This window comes from Mesorhizobium sp. M0598, assembly GCF_040320865.1.
Classification (GTDB): domain Bacteria; phylum Pseudomonadota; class Alphaproteobacteria; order Rhizobiales; family Rhizobiaceae; genus Mesorhizobium.
The window spans coordinates 287,559-305,276 of the sequence record NZ_JAMYQL010000005.1; the positions used below are offsets into that span (position 1 = coordinate 287,559).

The window sequence follows — 17,718 nt, forward strand, 5'->3', positions numbered from 1 at the left end:
TCGTCAGGCGGGCTCATTGGGTATGATCGAGCACGACCTTGCCGAAGGGAGAGCCGTGTTCAAGGTACCGAAAGGCTTCGGCGGCCCGGCTCCATGGCACGACCCGGTCGATCACCGGTCTCAACCGGTTGACGACAATGGCGCGGTTCATCTCTTCAAAGGATTCGCGTGAGCCCACCGCTATGCCTCGCGCCCTGACCTGCCGGCGGAAGATGTCGAGCGGGTTGATGGCGCCGTCACTGCCGCCGAGATAGCCGATGACGTTGATCTGGGCGCCGCGCGCCGCTGCCCTCAGCGATTGTGCGAAACTCTGCGGTCCGCCAACCTCGATGGTATGGTCGGCGCCGCGGCCATCAGTCAATCCCAGCACGGCCGATGCCCAATCGGGGACGCTTCGATAGTTCACGCCGTCCTGCGCGCCAAGTTGCTTTGCCCGCGCAAGCTTCTCGTCGCTGCTCGACGTCACGATGACGCGCGCCCCGGCAGCGGCGGCGAACTGCACCGCAAACAGCGAAACGCCGCCGGTGCCGAGGCAAAGCACCGTGTCGCCGGGTTTGACGCTGCCTTCCGTAAACAGCGCATGCCATGCCGTCACGCCGGCGCATGGCAGCGTCGCCGCCTCGAGGTCGCTCAGATTGGCCGGCGCCAGCACCGCCGCCTGTTCGTCGAGCCGGGCAAATTCGCTGAGCAGCCCGTCGATCGGGCCGCCACGTTGATAGGATGGCTCGGCGATGGCGAAACTGCCGCCGACCCAGCGCTGCCAGAACGTGCCGCAGACCCGGTCGCCGATCTTGAACCGGCTGACCTCGGCGCCGATGGCAACGACTTCGCCGACGCCGTCCGACAGCGGCACCAGCGGCAATGCAAACTTCGTGTGATAGCTGCCGCGAACGATCTCGGCATCGCGGTAGTTCAGCGCCGTCGCCTTGACCTTCACAATCATCTCCTGGCGCCCTGGCTCAGGCATCGGCCGCTCGACCATTCTGAGATTCTCGAGGCCGCCCGGGCTCTGCAATTCGATCGCCTTCATCGTCGTTTCTTTCCAGCTGGGTCCTGCCGGAAGAAAATCGCTTGCCATCCACCGGATTTCAAATTCATAATGTTCAGGATAATTATGCTTCTATGACATGTTCGGGTGTGTCGTGCTTGAAGAACTGAAAACACTGGCCCTCTTTGCCGAGGAGGGTTCGATTCAGAAGGTGGCGCAACGCCTGCCATTGACGCAGCCGGCCGTCACCCGCCAGATCCAGCGGCTGGAGGAGATGCTCGGCACGGAATTGCTCGACCGCCGGCTAAAGCCGTCGCGACTGACCCCGGCCGGCGTAGAGGTGCTGGCACGCGGCAAGGACATTCTCGCCGCCGTCGCCGCGCTGAGAACATTCGCCAAGGGCGACGAGCCGGAGGGCCTGCTGCGGCTCGGCCTCGCGCACGGGCTTTGCGACAAAGCCGTGGCCGCCGCCATTGGTGATGCCGTGGCGCGGTTTCCGAAGGTCTCGCTGCGTCTGAAGAGCGGCTGGAGCCTTGAGCTGGCCGACCAGCACAAGCGCGGACAGCTCGACCTCGCCTTCATCCTGGACGGCAGCAATTCCAAAACTGGAGACGGCGTTGTCGGAACCGAGCCCCTCGGCATCATCGCTGCCGAAAACACCAGCCGGCAAGCCGACGTCAAGACCACGCCCTGGGTCCTCAGCCCTGAACCCTGCGACGCGCGCCGGCGGCTGGCGGCTGCGCTGGCCGAGGGCGGGAACAGGTTGATGGTCGGCGCCGAGATTCAGGACAGCGCGCTGCAGATCGACTGGGTTCGTCGAGGCCAAGGCCTTGGCCTGCTGCCCAGGCGGCTGCTGCGGGAAAAGCTGCCGCAGGGCATTGCCCTGGTCGACGCTCCCGGCCTCGAGCTGTCGCTGCGAATTGTCGTCCTGCGTTCGCCGCACCTGCATCTTTTGAGAGAGGTCGCCGACGCAGTGACCGAGGCCGTCACCGCGACTGTCAGGACGGACTGAGGCCGCCACGCCGCGCTGCCGGGCCAGCTTCGTTCCCGCTTCATCGGAAGGCGCTCCTTGCCTCTGCTGGCGATTTGTGGTCTTGGAGGCGCCAAATTGCCCTTTGCGGCGATCATCTCATTTCCGGATCACCTCACCATGGCCAAGATCAATGGCAACGAAATCCGTCCCGGCAACGTCATCGAGCACGATGGCGGCCTTTGGGTGGCGGTCAGAACCAACACCGTCAAGCCCGGCAAGGGCGGCGCCTACAACCAGGTCGAACTCAAGAACCTGATCAACGGCACCAAGCTCAACGAGCGCTTCCGTTCGGCCGAGACGGTCGAGCAGATCCGGCTCGATCTGAAGGATTTTTCCTTCCTCTACGAGCAGGGCGACGCGCTGGTGTTCATGGACACCGAAAGCTACGAGCAGCTCGAATTACAAAAGGAGTTCGTCGGCAATCGCGCCGCCTTCCTGCAGGACGGCATGATGGTGACGGTCCAGCTCTATGACGAAAGGCCGATCGGCATTTCGCTGCCCGACCAGGTGACGCTGACCATCACCGAGGCCGACCCGGTGGTGAGGGGCCAGACGGCAGCCTCGTCCTACAAGCCGGCGATACTCGAAAACGGCATCCGCGTGCTGGTGCCGCCGTTCATCGGCTCGGGCGAGCGGATCATCGTCGATACCAACGAAATCACTTACGTGCGCCGCGCCGACTAAGGCGTGATCCCAAAGAGTTGCAGACTTTTTGGATAAGATGACGCGTCAAGGCAAATAGGCGCAGCGACAGGAAGAACAGCAATGGCGCGTTCCGCGATCCTCAATGTCATGGTCCAGGCCGCAATGAAGGCCGGCCGCTCGCTGTCGCGTGACTTCGGCGAAGTGCAGAACCTGCAGGTCTCGATGAAGGGGCCGGGCGACTATGTCAGCCAGGCCGACCGCAAGGCCGAAGACATCGTCTTTGCCGAACTCTCCAAGGCGCGGCCCGGCTACGCCTTCCTGATGGAGGAACGCGGCGTGATCGAGGGCGACGACGGCCAGCACCGCTGGATCGTCGACCCGCTCGACGGCACCACCAATTTCCTGCACGGCATTCCGCTCTTTGCCGTTTCGATCGCGCTGGAGCGCCAGGGCCAGATCGTCGCCGGCGTCGTCTACAATCCGGCGATGGATGAGCTCTATACCGCCGAGCGCGGCGGCGGCGCTTTCATGAACGACCGCCGGCTGCGCGTCGCCGGCCGCACCAAGCTGGTCGATGCGGTGATCGGCTGCGGCATGCCGCATCTCGGGCGTGGCCAGCACGGCAATTTCCTCATCGAGTTGCGCAATGTCATGGCCGAGGTCTCTGGCGTCCGCCGTCTCGGCTCCGCCTCGCTCGATCTCGCCTACGTCGCCGCCGGCCGCATGGACGGGTTCTGGGAAACCGGCCTGTCGGCCTGGGATGTCGCCGCCGGCATTTTGCTGATCCGCGAGGCGGGCGGTTTCGTCTCCGATTTCGCCGGAGGACAGGATGTGCTGAACGCCGGTTCACTGGTCGCCGGCAACGAACTCATCCAGCGCGCGCTGTTGAAGACTATCAAAAGGCCACTCTCGGCCGGCTGATACAGGCACGCCGCGCTGAACCGCCGCAGTCGCAAAACCGCAACCAAAGCTTGAAATACTGTCCCGCGGCCGCCCAGATAAGGTGGCGCAGGATCATCGATGACGAACAGCCGGCCCCAACCCCAGAGCGAACTCTCCCAGCTCGACATTCCCTTTATGGGGCGCTGGCATTACTCGCGCGCCGAGATCATCGCCGACGGCATTGTCCACGCCGTGGGCATCGTGCTGGCGATCGCTGCCGGCTCGACGCTGCTGGCACTGGCCGCCTATCGAACCGGCCCCGGCGAATACGTCGCCGCCGCCTTCTATGTAGTCTCGCTGCTCACCGTGCTGTCGGTTTCGCTGGCCTACAATGTCTGGCCGGTGTCGTCGCCGGCAAAATGGATATTGCGGCGCTTCGACCATGCCGCGATCTATCTGCTGATCGCTGCCACCTACACGCCTTTCCTGGCCCAGCTCGGCGGCTCGCCGCTGGCCGTTTCCATGATCGTCCTGGTCTGGACCGCCGCGGCGGTCGGCATCGCCATCAAGGTCTTTCTTCCCGGCCGTTTCGACCGGCTGGCGATCGTCTTCTACCTAGCCATCGGCTGGAGCGGTATCGTTCTGGTGGAGCCGCTCGTGCGGACGCTGCCGGCGACATCGATCGCGCTCATCGTTGCCGGCGGCATCGTCTACTCCTGTGGCGTGATCTTCTTCGCCTGGAAGGGCCTGCGCTTCCACAATGCGCTGTGGCATGGCTTTGTCGTCACCGGCGCCGGCCTGCATCTGGCCGCCATGGTCGACTGCCTGGTCATCAACCGGCTTTGACCTCCGGTCGCGGACAGTGGCAATATTGCCAAGCGCCATTCAATTTCGTCACAATTCCGTTTAGAGTCGCAAACACAAATTGATCGGCGGCGACGGCATCGGAAACGGGGCACGGATGACTCTTCTCAGATCCTTCGGCATGGGCAGGCGCTCCGACGTTCTGATCTACGATCCGCACAAATTGTCGAGCCCGCAGGTGTTTCTGCTGACCATGGTGATCTTTCTGTTCATCGTGGCCTTTATCGCCGCCATCCTGACGCGCCAGATCTCGACCGCCTTCGTCACCAATCCCGGTCTCAACGGCCTGATCATCGGCGTGCTGGCGGTCGGCATCCTGCTGGCCTTCGTCCAGGTCGGCCGGCTGTTCCGCGAGGTGCGCTGGGTCAACTCGTTCCGCGCCGGTTCCGAAACCACCGAACCGGTGCTGCTGGCGCCGATGAAGGCGATGATCGGCCGCTCCTCGACGATTGCTTTCTCGACCAGTTCGATGCGCACCATGCTGGATTCGATCGCCACCCGGCTCGACGAAAGCCGCGACACGTCGCGCTACCTTGTCGGACTGCTGGTGTTCCTCGGCCTGCTCGGCACCTTCTGGGGCCTGCTCAACACGATCGGCTCGATCCGCGAAACCATCGAGTCGCTCGATCCCGGCACCGGCGATGCCGCGGCCGTGCTCGAATCCCTGAAGCAGGGGCTTTCCGCTCCGTTGGCCGGCATGGGCACCGCCTTCTCGTCCTCGCTGTTCGGCCTCTCCGGCTCGCTGGTACTCGGCTTCCTCGACCTGCAGGCCGGCCGCGCCCAGACGCGCTTCTATACCGAACTCGAAAACTGGCTATCCTCGGTCACCGACCTGTCCTCCGACATCGTCGTTGCCGACGCGGCCAAGACCGAACCCTCCGAGGAAATCCGGCTGTTGTCGGAAAAGCTGCGCACCCTGCAGGAGAATGGCGGCGGCTCCAATCCGCGCGTCGCCACCGCCATGGCCAATCTCGCCGACGGCATTTCCGGCCTGGTCAAGAACATGCGCTCGGAACAGCAGATCATGCGCGACTGGGTCGAGGCCCAGTCGGACGAGCAGAAGGCGATGCGCAACACCCTGGAGAAGATCGCCGACGCCTTGAAGAAGCCTGGGGTGCACTGACGTGGCGTTGGCACGAGGCCGGCGCTCCGACCGCCGCATCGATTACTGGCCGGGCTTCGTCGATGCGCTGTCGACGCTGCTGTTGGCGATCATGTTCCTGCTGACGGTTTTCGTGCTGGCGCAGTTCCTGCTCGGCCGCGAGATCTCCGGCAAGGACACGGTGCTCAACCGCCTCAATTCGCAGATCAACGAGTTGACCCAGCTTCTGGCGCTGGAGCGCTCGACGACGCAGGACAAGGAGGACACCCTTGCCAATTTGCAGGCATCGCTGTCTGCATCGGAGGCGGAAAAGAGCCGGCTCGAGCAATTGCTGGCGCAAGGCGCCGGTGCCGGCGATGCCGCCAACCAGCGCGCGACGGCACTTTCCGGCGATCTCGACAGCCAGCGCCAGATCAGCCAGCAGGCGCTGAGCCAGGTCGAGATCCTCAACCAGCAGATTTCGGCGCTGCGCAGGCAGATCGCAGCGCTCGAACAAGCGCTCGACGTGTCCGAAACGCGCGACCGCGAATCCAACACCAAGATCGCCGATCTCGGCCGCCGCCTCAACGTCGCACTGGCGCAACGCGTGCAGGAGCTAAACCGCTACCGCTCCGATTTCTTCGGCCGCTTACGTGAAATTCTTGCCGACCGCGAGAACATCCGCATCGTCGGCGACCGCTTCGTCTTCCAGTCGGAAGTGCTTTTCCCGACCGGCTCCGAGGTGATCAACGATGCCGGCAAGGTCGAGATGAAGAAGCTCGCCGATGCCATCATCGAATTGCAAAAGGAAATCCCGCCGGAGATCAACTGGGTGCTGCGCGTCGACGGCCACACCGACAACAAGCCGCTCTCCGGCACCGGCCGCTACCGCGACAATTGGGAATTGTCGACGGCGCGCTCGACATCGGTAGTCAAGTTCCTGATCGAGAACGGCGTGCCGGCCAACCGGCTGGTCGCGGCCGGCTTCGGCGAATTCCAGCCGCTCGACCCCGCCGATACCGAAGAGGCGCGCAACAAGAACCGCCGCATCGAGTTGAAGCTGACCGAGCGGTGATCTGCAAGCCTTTGGCTTGTATCATGCGCCAGGTCGGGCCGACTCGAGCCGGCTCAAGTCGGCGGCATTTAGGGCACTGGTGCGGCAGCGGCAAGAGCTGAAAAAATTACCTTTTTTTAATTACACTTTGCCGCCGTGGGCTTTTAGCCTTGGTCATGGGCCGAGAACCGCCGGCGGTGGAACCGCTCATCGCGACGCGACGGAACCTGACGGCCCGCGGCCGGAAGGCAGGACCCTCCCAACCACCGCCTTCCCCAGTAGAGGAGACGCAACCATGCGCTTCTTCGCTCCCAGGAATCTCAGGACTGCTACGCTCGCCACACTGCTCCTCGCCGTTCCGTTTGCTGGCGCTTACGCCGGCCCGCGTGCGACGGCCTTGATCAATCAGATCCAGAGTGTGGAGACGGGTATCCAGGGCGCCATCCGGGCGAACAAGCTCGAGCCGGGCGAGGCACGTGACTTGCGCACGTAGGTCGCTCAACTCGATCGGGCCGCCCAGAGGGCCGCACGCGATGGAACGATGCCGAGCACGCAATATCAGCAGTTGCTGGCGCAGCTCGACGATGTCAGCCAAAAGCTGCGCGCTGATACCGGCAGTGCCTTCCTCATCGGCAACGGCGCCGATGGCGGATATTATCCGAACGGCTATGGCCCAACTTATCCAGGCGGCTGAAATCGGCCGCAGTGCCCGGCGCTGTGGCAATGGATTTTGCGCATGATCTTTTCCAGCTTTCGGTTAAGGGATCATGCGCTAGCCCAACGCCAGCGCAATCAGCGCCAGGCTGGCTGCGAGAAAGCCGTTGTAAAGCCCCTGATTGGCCGCGAGCACTTTCGAGGCCCTGGCGAATTCCGGCGTCGGCCTGAATACCATATGGCCGCGCGGCGTGTCCTACAGCACCATCTCCAGATATGCGATGCAGAGGTGGATCACGGCCACCAGCCCGACCAGCACATTGGCGATCACGTTTCGTCTCCGCCATCGCGGTCTGCCGCCGCCGGACGACATTGATCACGCACGCCACCGCTTCCACAAGATGCTTTTCGGCCGTTGCAGCCGGCAGTCGATGCGTCGATCGCGGACGGCTTCGGGGTTGCCAACACTTTTGCATTGGTATCTTTTCCCGCCGTCAAATCAGCGGAACCCACAATGTCCTTTCAAAAACTCGACGACCTCGGCCACAAGCTCGAAGCGCTGGAACACGCCCTCGCCATCCTCGGCGCCGACGAGGCGACCCATATGGCGGTCGGCGGCGGCGAGAAGCGCGCAGAGGCAATGTCGGCGCTTGCCGGCATGCTCCATGCCCGGGCGACTGCGCCGGAGATTGCCGACTGGATCGCGGCGGCCGAGCAGGAGGCGCTCAACGAAGAGCAGCAGGCCGCGGTCAGGGAATTCCGCCGGCAATACACCAACCTGACCTGCCTGCCGGTCGAGTTCGTCGAGCGCCAGACGACCGCGCGCATGCGCTCCGAGCAGCTCTGGCGCGACCTGCGCGCCAAGAACGACTGGGCCGGCTTCCTGCCGGCGCTGGAAGGCGTCGTGGCGCTGGTCCGCGAGGAGGCGGCCCTTCGCGCCGAGGTGCTCGGGCTCGAGCCTTACGACGCGCTGATGGAGCAATATGACCCGGGCAATCGCGCCGCCGACATCACGCCTGTGTTTGTCGAGTTGAAGACCTTCCTGAAAGGCTTCGTGCCGGAGGCACTGGCCGTGCAGGAAGAGCGGCTGGCGAAACATCCGCTGAAGCCGCTTTCCGGCAGATACCCCTTGGACAAGCAGCGCGAGCTTGGCCTCGCCATGATGGCGGCGGTCGGCTTCGACCTCACCCACGGCTCGCTGTCGGTTTCGCACCATCCCTTCTGCGGCGGCGTGCCGAGCGACGTGCGCATCACCACCCGCTACAAGACCTCGGATTTCCTGTCGGCGCTGATGGGCGTGCTGCACGAGACCGGCCATGCGCTGTACGAGCAGAACCTGCCGAAGGCGTGGGCGCACTGGCCTCTGGGCAGAGCGCGCGGCATGGCAGTGCATGAAAGCCAGAGCCTGTTCGTCGAAAAGCAGATCGGCCGCAATCCAGAATTCTGGCGCTGGGCGCTGCCGGTGGTCGAAAGGCACCTCGGCGAGAGCTGGACGATCGACGACATCCTGCCGCATGTACACCGGGTCGAGCGCGGCCTGATCCGCGTCGATGCCGACGAGGTCACCTATCCGCTGCACGTCATCCTACGCTACGAGCTGGAGCAGGAGCTTGTCTCGGGACGGCTGGAAGCAGCCGACCTGCCCGAAGCCTGGGATGCCAAGATGCGCGATTATCTCGGCCTGTCGACATCAGACAATCCGGCTGACGGTCCGATGCAGGACGTCCACTGGCCGGGTGCCGCCTTCGGCTATTTCCCCTCCTACACGCTGGGCGCCATGATGGCGGCGCAGCAATGGGCGGCGCTGACCAGGGATCATCCTTCAGCCGACGAAGACCTCGCCAAGGGCGATTTCGCCGCGATCAACGACTGGCGCCGCAAAAGGATCTGGTCGCAAGGCTCGCGCTGGTCGACACCGGAACTGCTCGAACGCGCTACCGGCGAAAAGCTCGATGCCGTGCATTTCACCGATCACCTGAAGAAGCGGTACGGGAACTGAGCCGCTTCGTCTATTCCAGGTTCTTGCCGCGGTGACTGCAGAAATCCGCGAAACTGGCCTTTACTTTGGTGGGAAAGCCTCTGAAAAAGGAGTTCTTCCAAGTTGGGCGAGCGTAGATGTCTGTCTGTTACAGTTTTCATAGGATGAAGTCTTTCTGGCCCCGCTTGGTATTTTTCATCTTATTGATCGGCCTGAGTTCTCCGGCCATGTCCGACGACATGGTTCTCAAGGGTCCGGCAGAAAGCTGGGTAAAGCAGCTTGATATTCCGGCTGCCGATCCCACCCGATCGGATCAAATCAAGAATGGCGTTTCATGGCTGCTCTCGGACGACCAGATCAAGCATCGCGCCGGCGGCTATGTCGAGTACTCGCGCACCGTCTATAAAATCGTCGACCGTCCCGGCCTGGATCGTGGCGCGAGTATTGATCTGCAGTTCGATCCGTCCCGGCACAAGGTCACGCTCAACCATCTTCACATCATCCGCGATGGTGCCGTTTTGGACCGGCTGGAAGGCGTCGAATTCGACATCTTCCGCAGGGAAAGAGACGCCGAGAAAGGCGTCTTCGACGGCTGGCTGACAGCACATGTCAACATCGATGACGTGCGTGCCGGCGACATCGTCGACTACGGGTCGACCTATGAGATAACGCCGCTCGTCGGCAAGGATCTTTTCTTCAAGAATTTCTCCACCGAATGGGAAGAGCCGGTAGCGCTTATCCGCACAAGCATCATTTGGCCTTCGGACCAGCCGCTCCAGATCAAGACAAGGGGAACCCGACTCACGCCCTCAATCTCCCCGACTGGACCGGACACCACCTATCTATGGGAGATTCCAAACCCGAAACCGGTCAATGTCGAGGACAACCTGCCCGTGACCTATCCAGGCTGGGGCTCCATCGATGTCGCGTCTACCGCGAATTGGCAAAGTGTGGTCGATGCCGTTGCGCCCTATTACAAGCCAGCGACCGTTTTTCCCCCGGCTTTTGCCGCAAAGCTCGACGACATCGCTCTGCGGCATCCGGTGCCCGAAGACCGGATGGTCGAGGCAATGCGGTTGGTGCAGGACCAGATCCGCTATGTAAGCCTGTCGATGGGTGCCGGTTCCTACGTTCCGCGTGATCCCGCGACGGTCATCCTGAGCGGGTTTGGTGACTGCAAGGACAAGGCACTGCTGCTGGTTTCGTCGCTTGTGCGGCTTGGCATTGCTGCCGAGGTTGCCTTGGCCGATCTCGACGAGGGGCGGGCTCTGGACCAGCACCTGCCGGCGCTTCGCGATTTCGACCATGCCATCGTCAAGGCAAGGATCGGAGCAAAGACATATTGGCTGGACGCCACGAACTATCTTCAGGGCGGCAGGGCGCACAATCTCGCACAGCCCGACTACGGCTTCGCGCTGCCGCTTTCCAGCACCGGCGGGTTGGAGAAGATGCCGAGCCCTGTGCCTGCCAGCCCATCGATCCAGATCGCCGAGGAATTCGACTTTCCGCGGAAACCGGGCGATCCCCTCGTGCTGACGGTCTTCTCGACATATGAGGACGCCGATGCCGATTGGATGCGCGGCAATTTCGCCAGCAGGTCGCTGAGCGAGGTGTCGGACGCCTACCTGAAATACTACAACAAGCAATATCCGGGCATCCAAACCATCGCCAAGCCGGAAATCGTGGATCGGCGCGACGGCAACATAGTGAGCGTGAAGGAAAGTTATCGCTTGCCGGCGGAGGCGCTGGCGGCCAACGATCTGGCAAAGAATTTCCCGATCCGCGCGGCCGATCTCGGCAACAACTCTCTTCCAACCCCGACAATCGTCGACCGAACCGGGCCCGTCTCCCTCGGCCCCCAGTTCTACCGCCGCCACAAGGTGACCGTGCGCAACCTCAAGGCGAGGTTTTCCGGCGAGTCGATGAAAAACGTCGTGACGCCCTATCTGTCTCTCAAGGCATCCTGGTCCAACACGCCCACCGAATTGCAAGTTGAATGGAACTTTCAGACGCTGGCGACTGAAGTACCGGCCAAGGCGATTGCCGATTATCTGAAAACCGTCGATGACCTCGCAGACCAGGTTCGCTGGCAGTACGATTTTACCTATGAAGAGCCGCCTGCCGATGTGCAGCTCAGCGATCCGGCAAAGGAGCAGCGACAGACCGTCGCCAGCATGCTTTTGTTGTCGTTGCTTGTCGGCGTTCCCCTGTTCATCGCCTATCGACGCGGCAAACGCCGAGCTTTCGGTAGCTGAAGAATCTCGGCCGCCGCTGGGCACCATGATCCCGAAAAGTGGATGCCGGTTTTCGGAAAAGATCATGGTCAAACAAGAAGATGGAGCCTCATCCCGATTTCATCGGGATGGAGCGATGCTACTCCGCCGCGCCCCTGAAAGCATTCGCCCCGATATCGAACTGCAGCTTGGCCAGCCGCGCATAGATGCCGCCCTTGGCGACCAGGCTCTGATGCGTGCCTTCCTCGACGATGCGGCCGCCATCCATGACCAGGATGCGATCGGCCTTCAGCACGGTTGCCAGCCGATGGGCGATGACGATCGTGGTGCGGCCCTTCATCAGCCGGTCCAGCGCCGTTTGCACCAGCGTCTCGCTTTCGGCATCTAGCGCCGAGGTCGCCTCGTCGAGCAGCAGGATGGGCGCATCGCGCAAAATGGCGCGGGCGATCGCCACGCGCTGGCGCTGGCCGCCCGACAGCGTCACGCCGCGCTCGCCGACCTGGCTGTCATAGCCCTTTTCGAGTTTCAGGATGAACTCGTCGGCAAGCGCGTCCTTCGCCGCCGCCTCGATCTCGGCCTGGCTGGCGCCAGGCCGGCCAAAGCCGATATTGTCGCGCGCGCTTGCGGCAAAGATGGTGACGTCCTGCGGCACGATGGCGATGCGCGCGCGGATCGCGGCCGGATCGGCCTCGCGCAGATCGACCCCGTCGATGACGATTCCGCCGGACTCCGGATCGTAGAAGCGCAGAAGCAGCGAAAACACGGTGCTCTTGCCGGCGCCCGAGGGTCCGACGATCGCCACCGTCTCGCCGGGTTTGACCTGAAAGCTCAGGCCATGGACGGCGGCGCGGTCGGGCCGGGCCGGATAGGAGAAGGAGACATCGTCGAAGCTGATCGCACCTCTCGCCTTTGCCGGCAGCGGCTTCGGATCGGCGGGCGCCTGGATCGCGGGTTTCTCGGCCAGGATCTCGGTCAGCCGTTCGGCAGCGCCCGCTGCCTGGGAAAGTTCGCCCCAGACCTCCGACAGGGCGCCGAGCGCGCCGGCGGCGAACACCGAATAGAGCAGGAATTGACCGAGCGTGCCCGGCGACAGCGTGCCGTCGAGCACGTCGCGCGAACCGAACCACAGCACCGCCACGACTGACGAAAAGATCATGAAGATGGCGAAGAAGGTGAGAAAGGAGCGGGCAAAGATCGAGGCCCGCGCCGCTTCGAACGCTGCTTCCACGGCGGACGAAAAATACCTGGTTACAAGCTTCTCGTTGGTGAAGGCCTGCAGGGTGCGCACCGCGCCGATCTGCTCGCTGGCATAGGCGGTGGCATTGGCAAGCGTATCCTGCGCCAGTCGTGACTTGCGCCGCACCGAGCGGCCGAAGGCGACCAGCGGCAGCACGATTAGCGGAATGGCCGCGATGACCAGGCCGGACAGTTTTGGGCTGGTGAAGACCATCATCGCCACGGCGCCAAGGCCGAGGATGACGTTGCGCAAAGCCACCGAGGCGGTAGCACCGACGGCCGATTTGACCTGTGTCGTGTCGGCGGCGAGCCGCGAGACGATCTCGCCCGACTGGGCTGTATCGAAGAACGAGGGCGACAGCGTGGTGACGTGGGCAAAGACATCGCGGCGGATATCGGCAACGACGCGCTCGCCGAGCGTGATGACGAAATAGTAGCGGCTGGCCGATGCCGCCGCCAGCACGGCGGCCATCACCACCAGCATGGCGAAATATTCGGCAATGAAGCTGGAATCGGAAGCGGAAAAGCCGTGATCTATCATCCGCCGCACGGCCAGCGGCAGCGCCAGCGTCGTCGCCGCCGCGACGGCCAGTGAGACGATCGCGCCGATGACCATTTTGCGGTAATGGGTGATGTAGGGAAACAGGCGCTGCAGCGGCTTCAGCGAGCGCCTGCGCTCGTCTGCATCGCCGCTGATGTTCGCCATGACCGTTTCCTTTGGCCCTTTGAGGCTTGCGCCATCAATATGCGCTTGCCGCGGCCTTGTGATTCAATTCCGGCTGATGTATAGGCTCGCCGACCGTTTTAGAAGCCGTGGCTCCTCAATAGCTGCGGCTTCGAGTTTTAAAAAGGGGCGCATCGACGCAGGCTTTAGCCCGTCGGCAGCACCCGGCAAGCCAGGAACAGACCCATGAAGACCGATATTCATCCCGACTACCACACCATCAAGGTCGTCATGACCGACGGCACCGAATACATGACCCGTTCGACCTGGGGCAAGGAAGGCGATACGATGAACCTCGATATCGACCCGACCACCCATCCGGCCTGGACCGGCGGCCAGCAGACCCTGCTCGACCGCGGTGGCCGCCTGTCGAAGTTCAAGAAGCGCTTCGAAGGTTTCGGCCTGTAAGCCCCAGGCCTTTCGCATCAGAAAAAACCCGCCCTTGAGGCGGGTTTTTTCTTGACCTTAAATGCGTTGCGGAACGCATCCGCTAGTCTAGGGAGGACGACATGTCTATTCTCGAAGATAAGCGATGTTCCAACCTCATAGGCGGATACAAGACCATTTATGATCCGCGACCGGCCTTGCGAGCGCTCGCCCTTCAATACGGCAACAAGTCTATCTGGGATGAACTCTGGAATGAATTGCATCACCAGGGAGATGTCGGAGACGCATCTTACGCAGCAGTTGTTGAAATTGCTCGCATCTCCGAAGGCCACGCCCCCGCCTATTGGGGAGCCTTCGGTCTGGCTTCCACCATCGAAGAGGCTCGATTGGTCGACGGTCGAAACCCGCCAATCCCGGATTGGATCGAACCGCACTACAAAATTGCCTGGCAGACTCTTTTCCAGTTGGCTTTGCGGGATCTGGCAGTTTCAGCGGATGACGAGACCATTAACTGCGCATTGGCTGTTGTCGCCCTTCATCGAGGCCGGTTCAACCTCGGCCGAATGGCGATGTGCACGGAGGATGAACGCGCGGAAATGCTGCGGGATTACTTCGGCCGCTAGCGTACAGCTTTACTCGCCGATCAGCTCCCGCAGAGCCATCCGCTTGTAGGCGGCAACCAGCCTGTCGCCCTCTTGCCGCCCGACCGAGATCGCCAGCCGCATTGCGGCCTCGCCCATCTGCCAGATGAGAAACGCCGTCGTTTCGAGCGCTTCCGGATCGGCGGATGGCCGCAGCCGTTTCAGCACGGCTGTAAGGAATTCGGCGTTGGCCCGGCTATCGGCAAGCTCGAGTTCGCGTAGCGCCTTGTCGGCCTGCGTGCCCGACCAGATGTCGCGCATCACCGGCTCCGCCAGGAACATTCCGTAGTAGATATTCACCAGTTCCGAAAATGCCCGACGCAGGCCGTCGGCGTCATTGACCTCGGCTAGCGATGCCGCAATGCAGGCCTGGCTTTCGGCGGTGTAGCGTTCGGCCAGCGCCCAGATGAGCGCCCTCTTGTCGGGGAAGAACTGGTAGAGCGAGCCGATCGACACGCCGGCCCTCTCGGCCACCTCGCCCATGCGCATGGCGTCGCTGCCTTGCTCGGCGATCAGCGCCGAGGCGGCGGCCAGCATCCGCTCGACCCGCTCGCGGCTGCGCTGCTGGCTCGGCGCCCGGCGCGGCGATGCGGCCTGCTCATTGCGGGAACCCGGTGCAGCGGTGCCTTCCATGACTGTCTCCAGAAAAATGGCTTGACTGACAAAATACGAGGGTTTATCACGTTTTGCAAATGTGAGGATCGCTCACTTTTCTAAACGCCACGCCAATCAAATTGCTCGAACCCCGAAACCGGAGCAACTGACATGACCATGAAACTGCTTCCCACCCTCACCTTCGTCGCTGCCATTGGCTCAGGCGTTGTCGGCGGCGTTTTCTTCGCCTTCTCCAACTTTATCATGCCGGCGCTCGCCCGCTTGCCTGCCGCAGGCGGCATCGCCGCCATGAATTCGATTAACATCACCGTGATCACGCCGGCATTCATGACCGCACTTTTCGGCACCGGACTGGTCTGCCTTGTCCTTGCCGCCGGCGCTCTTATCGGCTGGAGCCAACCGGGTTCGTTCTGGCTTCTCGCCGGCGCCCTGATCTATGTCGTCGGCAATCCGATCGTGACGATGATGTTCAACGTGCCGCTCAACAACGCCCTGGCTGCGGTCGATCCGGCAAGCGCCAACGGCGCCGCCGTGTGGGCCACCTATCTCAAGGGCTGGGTGATGTGGAACCATGTCCGCACCATCACCGCCATCGTGGCGCTGGGCTGCTTCATCTTCGCATGGCGGTGAATGCAGGACGGAAGTCCTAAAAGGCCTTCAGGCAGGGTCTTTTGGCTTATGGCCCTTGCGATCGGCATGGCCGAGATCGCGATCCGGATCGATGACGTCGCGAACCAGTTGCTTGAGCTTTGCGGCGTCGGGAAAACCGCCGTCACGCTTGCGGTCCCAGACCAGCGTGTCATTGCAGGAAATGGTGAAGATGCCGCCGGTGCCGGGCACCAGCGTCACCTCGCCAAGATCGGTACCGAAGGTGGACAGCAGCTCCTGCGCCATCCAGCCGGCCCTGAGCAGCCACAGGCACTGGGTGCAATAGGTGATGCGGACGGTGGGCGCCTGTTCGCTCATGTCTCGGTCTCATCTGCGCGGACTGTGGTTACGGCAAATCGATCGTGTATCGGGTCGTTGCCAAGAGCTATGGATATTGCGATCCAGATCGGCCAGACCATAACTAAGACCAACGCAGCGTATGCACCGACAATCTCCAGCTGGGAGAAGTCCTGCGCGACCCCAGGAGCGCTGCCCCAAGCCTGAAAAGCGTACCACCCTCCTGTGGCCATTATAGGCAAAGCGCCGAGAAATTTCATTCCCTGCCGCCGAACAGCCTTTCGTACGGGTAGTCCGATTCTATTTTTGTCATCCTGGTCATGCACTATGAGCGCCGCGAACCGCTTGCCGATTGGCTGGCCAGAGGTCAACTCCATGACAAGGAGATAAGACGCGAGAACGACCAGTTCGAGGAAACCCAAATCCAATGCTGCCGGTCGGAAATTGCCCTGCGAATCCAAATCAAATGAGATGGAGGGATTTCCTTCAGACTGTGAGCCCGAAGCCGTTCCCAGGGCCCATTCGGCGACCGTCAAACCGAACAGCGACGTTCTGCATACCTGCCAATCGTAACGGGCAAGTGATGGATCAATTGCTCCGTTTAGCGAAGCCGCCTGACATATTCTCCAGTTCAACCAAAAGCTGCCTTTGACTCCGCCGTCAGTCAGCAGAAACAAACCCGCTACCAGTGCGTAAAGAGGTATCAGGACGATAAGATAGTCGATGATCGAAGCGAACAGCCGGCGCCATATGTCACCCCGGCGAGGCCAGGACATCGCGTCAGCAAAACGAGCCTCATCAGTGTCAGTCATCCGTCCCCCATCAGTAACTGACAGCTCTAGAAGAAAGATACGTGATCGGTGCGCGGCGTTCTGAACTTACGCCGCGCTGAGCTTTGCCAAGGTCTCCTCGTCGACCTCGAAATTGGCGTAGACGCTCTGCACGTCGTCGTCGTCCTCAAGCGTCGCAACCAGCTTCATCAGCGATTGTGCCCGCTCCTCGTCGACCGCGATATTGGTCTGCGGCTTCCAGATCGGCTTCACCGATTCAGCCTCGCCGAGCGCGCCTTCCAGCGCCTTCGACACTTCGCCAAGATTCTCGAAAGCGCAGTAGATCGTGTGGCCTTCCTCGTCCGACTGGACGTCGTCGGCACCGGCCTCGATCGCCGCGTCCATCACCTTCTCGGCGCTGCCGGCCGATGCCGGATAGTAGATCTCGCCGACGCGGTCCCACATGAACGATACCGAGCCGGTCTCGCCCATCGCCCCGCCGGCTTTGGTGAAGGCGGCGCGCACATTCGACGCCGAGCGGTTGCGGTTGTCGGTCAGCGCCTCGACAATCAGCGCGACGCCGCCTGGCCCGTAACCCTCGTAGCGCACGGCTTCGTAGGTCTCGGCATCGCCCATCGACGCCTTGTTGATGGCGCGCTGGATATTGTCCTTCGGCATCGATACCGCCTTGGCGTTCTGCACCGCAAGGCGCAGGCGCGGGTTCATCGATGGATCGGGCGTGCCGCTCTTGGCGGCGACGGTGATTTCGCGCGCCAGCTTGGAAAACATTTTCGACCGCACCGCATCCTGGCGGCCCTTGCGGTGCATGATGTTCTTGAACTGTGAATGGCCAGCCATGGCACCCCTGTCATCTTCTCGGCTAGAGCATCTGCCGCCTGGGGAACCACCCGGCATCTTGCAAAATGCTCGAATTCAAAATTTCAGAACGTCCTGCTGCGTCCCTGACGGACGGACGGCGCTCGCTGT

The 17,718-nt window shown here is 62.3% G+C and carries 19 protein-coding genes and 1 pseudogene; 13 read left to right on the forward strand and 7 right to left on the reverse strand.

All coding sequences use genetic code 11. The annotated features are described in order from the left end of the window. Positions 1-13 precede the first annotated feature (13 nt). Positions 14-1,030, reverse strand: a complete 1,017-nt coding sequence (locus tag NKI59_RS10130) for a zinc-dependent alcohol dehydrogenase family protein (RefSeq protein WP_352703879.1) — start codon at positions 1,028-1,030, stop codon at positions 14-16. Positions 1,031-1,142: 112 nt separating this feature from the next. On the opposite strand from NKI59_RS10130, the gene NKI59_RS10135 reads away from it, so the two are divergent. The 8 genes from NKI59_RS10135 (at position 1,143) to NKI59_RS10170 (ending at position 7,241) form a co-directional block, all read left to right on the forward strand. Beyond that, positions 1,143-2,000 carry a LysR family transcriptional regulator gene (locus tag NKI59_RS10135; RefSeq protein WP_352703881.1) on the forward strand — a complete coding sequence of 286 codons (858 nt, stop codon included), beginning with the start codon at positions 1,143-1,145 and terminating at the stop codon, positions 1,998-2,000. Positions 2,001-2,138: 138 nt separating this feature from the next. Continuing rightward, positions 2,139-2,705 carry an elongation factor P gene (gene efp / locus NKI59_RS10140; RefSeq protein WP_352703883.1) on the forward strand — a complete coding sequence of 189 codons (567 nt, stop codon included), beginning with the start codon at positions 2,139-2,141 and terminating at the stop codon, positions 2,703-2,705. Positions 2,706-2,786: 81 nt separating this feature from the next. After that, the gene (locus NKI59_RS10145; RefSeq protein ID WP_023678017.1) at positions 2,787-3,587 is read left to right on the forward strand and encodes an inositol monophosphatase family protein; all 801 of its coding nucleotides are present in this window, start codon (positions 2,787-2,789) and stop codon (positions 3,585-3,587) included. A gap of 99 nt (positions 3,588-3,686) precedes the next feature. Beyond that, positions 3,687-4,394 carry a PAQR family membrane homeostasis protein TrhA gene (gene trhA, locus NKI59_RS10150; protein ID WP_023678018.1) on the forward strand — a complete coding sequence of 236 codons (708 nt, stop codon included), beginning with the start codon at positions 3,687-3,689 and terminating at the stop codon, positions 4,392-4,394. 115 nt (positions 4,395-4,509) lie between these two features. Next, complete coding sequence (locus tag NKI59_RS10155) at positions 4,510-5,535, forward strand: MotA/TolQ/ExbB proton channel family protein (protein WP_023678019.1); 1,026 nt, start codon at positions 4,510-4,512, stop codon at positions 5,533-5,535. Position 5,536: 1 nt separating this feature from the next. Further along, positions 5,537-6,568 carry a peptidoglycan -binding protein gene (locus NKI59_RS10160; RefSeq protein WP_352703885.1) on the forward strand — a complete coding sequence of 344 codons (1,032 nt, stop codon included), beginning with the start codon at positions 5,537-5,539 and terminating at the stop codon, positions 6,566-6,568. A gap of 274 nt (positions 6,569-6,842) precedes the next feature. Beyond that, on the forward strand, positions 6,843-7,040 hold the full coding sequence (locus NKI59_RS10165; protein WP_352703888.1) for a hypothetical protein: 198 nt from the start codon (positions 6,843-6,845) through the stop codon (positions 7,038-7,040). 48 nt (positions 7,041-7,088) lie between these two features. Continuing rightward, positions 7,089-7,241, forward strand: a complete 153-nt coding sequence (locus NKI59_RS10170) for a hypothetical protein (protein WP_352703890.1) — start codon at positions 7,089-7,091, stop codon at positions 7,239-7,241. A gap of 105 nt (positions 7,242-7,346) precedes the next feature. Here the strand turns inward: NKI59_RS10170 and NKI59_RS10175 are convergent. Beyond that, positions 7,347-7,532 (reverse strand): annotated as a pseudogene (locus NKI59_RS10175) (DUF1304 domain-containing protein); the annotation flags it as partial. 183 nt (positions 7,533-7,715) lie between these two features. On the opposite strand from NKI59_RS10175, the gene NKI59_RS10180 reads away from it, so the two are divergent. After that, positions 7,716-9,200: a carboxypeptidase M32 gene (locus tag NKI59_RS10180; protein ID WP_352703892.1), complete on the forward strand. Its 1,485-nt coding sequence runs from the start codon at positions 7,716-7,718 to the stop codon at positions 9,198-9,200. A gap of 206 nt (positions 9,201-9,406) precedes the next feature. Continuing rightward, positions 9,407-11,434 carry a DUF3857 domain-containing protein gene (locus tag NKI59_RS10185; protein WP_352703894.1) on the forward strand — a complete coding sequence of 676 codons (2,028 nt, stop codon included), beginning with the start codon at positions 9,407-9,409 and terminating at the stop codon, positions 11,432-11,434. A gap of 118 nt (positions 11,435-11,552) precedes the next feature. On the opposite strand, the gene NKI59_RS10190 is transcribed toward NKI59_RS10185, so the two are convergent. Continuing rightward, positions 11,553-13,355 carry an ABC transporter transmembrane domain-containing protein gene (locus NKI59_RS10190; protein ID WP_352703897.1) on the reverse strand — a complete coding sequence of 601 codons (1,803 nt, stop codon included), beginning with the start codon at positions 13,353-13,355 and terminating at the stop codon, positions 11,553-11,555. Between the two features lie 204 nt (positions 13,356-13,559). On the opposite strand from NKI59_RS10190, the gene rpmE reads away from it, so the two are divergent. Together rpmE and NKI59_RS10200 are read left to right on the forward strand one after the other, a co-directional pair. Beyond that, positions 13,560-13,781, forward strand: a complete 222-nt coding sequence (rpmE, locus tag NKI59_RS10195) for a 50S ribosomal protein L31 (RefSeq protein ID WP_006327661.1) — start codon at positions 13,560-13,562, stop codon at positions 13,779-13,781. Between the two features lie 101 nt (positions 13,782-13,882). Next, on the forward strand, positions 13,883-14,383 hold the full coding sequence (locus NKI59_RS10200) for a hypothetical protein (RefSeq protein ID WP_352703899.1): 501 nt from the start codon (positions 13,883-13,885) through the stop codon (positions 14,381-14,383). Between the two features lie 9 nt (positions 14,384-14,392). Here NKI59_RS10200 and NKI59_RS10205 read toward each other — a convergent pair whose 3' ends face one another. Then, on the reverse strand, positions 14,393-15,034 hold the full coding sequence (locus NKI59_RS10205) for a TetR/AcrR family transcriptional regulator (RefSeq protein ID WP_352703901.1): 642 nt from the start codon (positions 15,032-15,034) through the stop codon (positions 14,393-14,395). Between the two features lie 132 nt (positions 15,035-15,166). Here NKI59_RS10205 and NKI59_RS10210 point away from each other — a divergent pair, with 132 nt between their 5' ends. Then, the gene (locus NKI59_RS10210; protein ID WP_352703903.1) at positions 15,167-15,646 is read left to right on the forward strand and encodes an anthrone oxygenase family protein; all 480 of its coding nucleotides are present in this window, start codon (positions 15,167-15,169) and stop codon (positions 15,644-15,646) included. Between the two features lie 27 nt (positions 15,647-15,673). On the opposite strand, the gene NKI59_RS10215 is transcribed toward NKI59_RS10210, so the two are convergent. The 3 genes from NKI59_RS10215 to NKI59_RS10225 all read right to left on the reverse strand — a co-directional run bounded on the left by NKI59_RS10215 (position 15,674) and on the right by NKI59_RS10225 (position 17,589). Continuing rightward, complete coding sequence (locus tag NKI59_RS10215) at positions 15,674-15,982, reverse strand: Rdx family protein (RefSeq protein WP_352703906.1); 309 nt, start codon at positions 15,980-15,982, stop codon at positions 15,674-15,676. After that, on the reverse strand, positions 15,979-16,773 hold the full coding sequence (locus NKI59_RS10220; RefSeq protein WP_352703908.1) for an RDD family protein: 795 nt from the start codon (positions 16,771-16,773) through the stop codon (positions 15,979-15,981). Before NKI59_RS10220 ends, NKI59_RS10215 begins: the two co-directional genes overlap by 4 nt. Before the next feature lie 66 nt (positions 16,774-16,839). Further along, on the reverse strand, positions 16,840-17,589 hold the full coding sequence (locus NKI59_RS10225; RefSeq protein WP_023678028.1) for a YebC/PmpR family DNA-binding transcriptional regulator: 750 nt from the start codon (positions 17,587-17,589) through the stop codon (positions 16,840-16,842). Positions 17,590-17,718 lie beyond the last annotated feature (129 nt).

Bases quoted from the DNA above. Each gene is read 5' to 3' on its own strand.
- NKI59_RS10130 (WP_352703879.1), bottom strand. From the start codon at position 1,030: ATGAAGGCGATCGAATTGCAGAGCCCGGGCGGCCTCGAGAATCTCAGA.
- efp (WP_352703883.1), top strand. From the start codon at position 2,139: ATGGCCAAGATCAATGGCAACGAAATCCGTCCCGGCAACGTCATCGAG.
- NKI59_RS10145 (WP_023678017.1), top strand. From the start codon at position 2,787: ATGGCGCGTTCCGCGATCCTCAATGTCATGGTCCAGGCCGCAATGAAG.
- trhA (WP_023678018.1), top strand. From the start codon at position 3,687: ATGACGAACAGCCGGCCCCAACCCCAGAGCGAACTCTCCCAGCTCGAC.
- NKI59_RS10155 (WP_023678019.1), top strand. From the start codon at position 4,510: ATGACTCTTCTCAGATCCTTCGGCATGGGCAGGCGCTCCGACGTTCTG.
- NKI59_RS10165 (WP_352703888.1), top strand. From the start codon at position 6,843: ATGCGCTTCTTCGCTCCCAGGAATCTCAGGACTGCTACGCTCGCCACA.
- NKI59_RS10170 (WP_352703890.1), top strand. From the start codon at position 7,089: ATGCCGAGCACGCAATATCAGCAGTTGCTGGCGCAGCTCGACGATGTC.
- NKI59_RS10180 (WP_352703892.1), top strand. From the start codon at position 7,716: ATGTCCTTTCAAAAACTCGACGACCTCGGCCACAAGCTCGAAGCGCTG.
- NKI59_RS10185 (WP_352703894.1), top strand. From the start codon at position 9,407: ATGTCCGACGACATGGTTCTCAAGGGTCCGGCAGAAAGCTGGGTAAAG.
- NKI59_RS10190 (WP_352703897.1), bottom strand. From the start codon at position 13,355: ATGGCGAACATCAGCGGCGATGCAGACGAGCGCAGGCGCTCGCTGAAG.
- rpmE (WP_006327661.1), top strand. From the start codon at position 13,560: ATGAAGACCGATATTCATCCCGACTACCACACCATCAAGGTCGTCATG.
- NKI59_RS10200 (WP_352703899.1), top strand. From the start codon at position 13,883: ATGTCTATTCTCGAAGATAAGCGATGTTCCAACCTCATAGGCGGATAC.
- NKI59_RS10205 (WP_352703901.1), bottom strand. From the start codon at position 15,034: ATGGAAGGCACCGCTGCACCGGGTTCCCGCAATGAGCAGGCCGCATCG.
- NKI59_RS10210 (WP_352703903.1), top strand. From the start codon at position 15,167: ATGACCATGAAACTGCTTCCCACCCTCACCTTCGTCGCTGCCATTGGC.
- NKI59_RS10215 (WP_352703906.1), bottom strand. From the start codon at position 15,982: ATGAGCGAACAGGCGCCCACCGTCCGCATCACCTATTGCACCCAGTGC.
- NKI59_RS10220 (WP_352703908.1), bottom strand. From the start codon at position 16,773: ATGACTGACACTGATGAGGCTCGTTTTGCTGACGCGATGTCCTGGCCT.
- NKI59_RS10225 (WP_023678028.1), bottom strand. From the start codon at position 17,589: ATGGCTGGCCATTCACAGTTCAAGAACATCATGCACCGCAAGGGCCGC.